The following is a 2,826-nucleotide window of genomic DNA, read 5'->3' as shown; positions in this document are numbered from 1 at the left end:
CGGGCGCCCGCCGGCCAGCGGACGGTGCGGGTCTCGCCGTCGAGGGTGACGCGCACCGTCGCGGCGTCCTGTCGGTCGGCCGGCTCGTCCGGGCCGGGGGCCCCGGGCGCGGCGAACGGGTCGCCCGTCAGCGAGGTGTAGCGCTCGACGTGGACGCGCTCGGGCGGCATCCGCAGGCTGCGCAGCGCCGCGCCCACCGTCTCCATGAAGGGCTCGGGACCGCAGACGAACGCCCGGCGCGCGGCGAACTCCCCGGCGAGCGCCCGCAGTACGGGCTCCGACGGCAGCCCCTGGAGCGACTCCAGCAGGTGGACGACGTGCAACCGGTCCGGGTGGTCCCGCGCCAGCTCCAGGAGTTCGCTCGCGAAGATCACCGACCGCTCGTCCCTGTTGGCGTAGACGAGCGCCACCCGCCCCGTGCCCGCACGGAGCGCGGATTTGAGGATCGACATCACCGGCGTGACGCCGCTGCCCGCCGCGAAGAGGAGGAGGTCCTCGTCGAGCGAGGGCGGCGTGAAGGTGCCGCCGGGTCGCAGGACGTCGAGGCGGGTGCCGGGGTTCACCTCGTCGCAGATCCAGTTGGAGCCGAGGCCGCCCGCCGTGCGCTTGACCGTCACCTTCAGCGGCTCGCCGGTGTCGGGGGAGCTCGCCAGCGAGTAGCAGCGCGCCGTCCAGCCGCCGTCCGGCGTGGGGACGCGGAGTGTGAGGAACTGGCCGGGGCGGTAGGCGAAGCGGTGCACGTCGGCGGGCTCCGGCTGCAGGACGAGCGAGCACGCGTCCTCGGTCTCGGCCACCACCTCGGCGACCGTCACGCGCAACGCGTGGGCGGGCGGGGGCTGTTCGCCGGGCTGCGAAGGGGCGCGGGTCGTCACGGCGGAGGTCACGCCTCCTCCCGTGCTGCCGCGTGCCGCGCCGCGAGGTGCCCGAAGACCATGGCGGGGCCGATCGTCGCGCCGGCGCCCGCGTACTCGTGGCCCATCACCGACGCCGAGGTGTTCCCCGTCGCGTACAGTCCCGGCACGTGGGTGCCGTCGGGGCGCAGCACCCTGCTGTGCTCGTCGCAGACGAGTCCGCCCTTGGTGCCGAGGTCGCCCGCCTCGATGCGGATCGCGTAGTACGGGGGCTTCGTCAGCTCGTCGAGGTTCGGGTTGGGCAGCGTCGGGTCGCCGTAGTAGCGGTCGTAGGCGCTGTCGCCGCGGCCGAAGTCCTCGTCGCGGCCCGTGCGGGCGAAGCCGTTGAACCGGCGGACCGTCTCGGCGAGTGCCGCTCCGGGGACGCCGATCGACTCGGCGAGCGCGGTGAGCGTCTCCGCGCGGTGCACCGTGCCCGCCTCGTAGTACGCCTTGGGGAAGGGCGCGCCCGGGAGCACCTGCGCGAAGGGGTAGCGCGCGCGTGCCTTGGCGTCCATCACGAACCAGGCCGGCACGTGGCCGCCGTCGAGCTGGTCGTGGACGAAGTTGACGTACGGCGCCGACTCGTTGGTGAACCGCCGCCCCTCGGCCGAGACGATCACCGAGGGCGGGATGCAGCGCTCCGAGACGAGCGGCACGATCGCTCCCGAAGGGTGCCGGACCGACGGCATCCACCAGGCGTCGTCCATGAACTCCAGCGCGGCGCCCGCCTCCTGGCCCGCGAGGATGCCGTCGCCCGTGTTCTCCGCCGCGCCCGCGCTGACGTCGTCCCGGCCGCCGTCCGGGAGGTACTTCTCGCGGAGCTCGCGGTTGTGGTCGAAGCCGCCGGTCGCGAGGAGGACTCCGCGGCGGGCGCGGACGCGCAGCCCCGCACCGACGACGGCGCCGCGCACCGCGCCGCCCTCGTCGCGCACGAGCCCGCGCAGCGGTGACTCCAGACGCAGCGGTATCCCCGCCTCCCCGAGGGCCATCCGCAGGCGCGCGGCGAGCGCGCGGCCGCCCGTCGCCATGTGGCGGCGGCGCACCACGTTCGACGAGACCCGCCAGGCGGCGGTGAGCGAGGCGCGGCGCCCGCGCCAGGTGCGCTTGACCATCGCGAGGTCGTGGTAGTCCTTCGAGGTCACCCAGAGGCCGAGGGGGCCCTTCATGCCGTTGGGCTTCTGCGCGCCCTCGGCCGCGCCCAACTTGCGGGTGTCGAACGGCAGGGGCTCGACCGTCCGGCCGAGGGCCCGGCCGCCCTCCTCCTCCGGGTGGTAGTCGGCGTACCCCTTGACCCAGAAGAACCGCAGGTGCCGGCTGCTGCTCTCCAGCAGCTCCATGATCGCGGGCCCGTGCTCGACGTACGCGGTCAGGCGCGCGTCGGGGACGTCGCCCGCGGTGATGGCGCGCAGGTAGCGCACGACCGAGTCCGGATCGTCGGAGGCTCGCCTGCGGCGCAGGGTCGGGTTGTTGGGTATCCAGATGCCGCCGCCGGAGAGCGCCGTCGAGCCTCCGAAGGTGGCCGCCTTCTCCACGACGAGCACCTTCAGACCCGCCCGCGCCGCCGAGAGCGCGGCGGCCATCCCGCCGGCCCCGCTGCCGACGACGAGGAAGTCGACGGTCTCGTCCCACGCCGCGCCGTCCACCGCCGCCACCGTCAACGACCGCCTTCGGCCGGGCGGTCGAGGAAGGAGAGCACGGCGCTCTCGAACGCCTCCTTCTGCTCGATCATCACCCAGTGCCCGCAGTCGGGGAAGACGTGGAGTTCTCCCCTGGGCAGCGTCCGCATCGGCAGCACCGCCATGTCGACGGGGCTGACGCGGTCGTCGCGTCCCCAGGTGACGAGCGTCGGCGCCTGCACCTTGTGCAGTTGCGCCCAGAGCGGTGTCGCGTCGGCCTTCGCGGCGGCCGCCGCCTGCGCGGCGAACGCCGCCCT

Annotated in this window: 3 protein-coding genes; all 3 read right to left on the bottom strand. The window is 74.6% G+C overall.

The window, feature by feature from the left end; translation table 11 throughout:
- Positions 1-884: FAD-binding oxidoreductase (locus UWG_RS0126490; protein WP_016910215.1), on the bottom strand; the 884-nt coding region annotated here is incomplete at its 3' end.
- Positions 881-2,545 (bottom strand): FAD-binding protein, encoded by a 1,665-nt coding sequence (locus tag UWG_RS0126485; protein ID WP_029391791.1) that lies wholly within the window; start codon positions 2,543-2,545, stop codon positions 881-883. The genes UWG_RS0126490 and UWG_RS0126485, both read right to left, overlap by 4 nt.
- A gap of 2 nt (positions 2,546-2,547) precedes the next feature.
- Positions 2,548-2,826: alpha/beta fold hydrolase (locus tag UWG_RS31165; RefSeq protein ID WP_033196394.1), on the bottom strand; the 279-nt coding region annotated here is incomplete at its 5' end.

The organism is Streptomyces xiaopingdaonensis (assembly GCF_000262345.1).
Lineage (GTDB): Bacteria > Actinomycetota > Actinomycetes > Streptomycetales > Streptomycetaceae > Streptomyces > Streptomyces xiaopingdaonensis.
The sequence above is the reverse complement of the archived record's forward strand: the minus strand, read 5'-3'. Positions and strand labels throughout refer to the sequence as shown.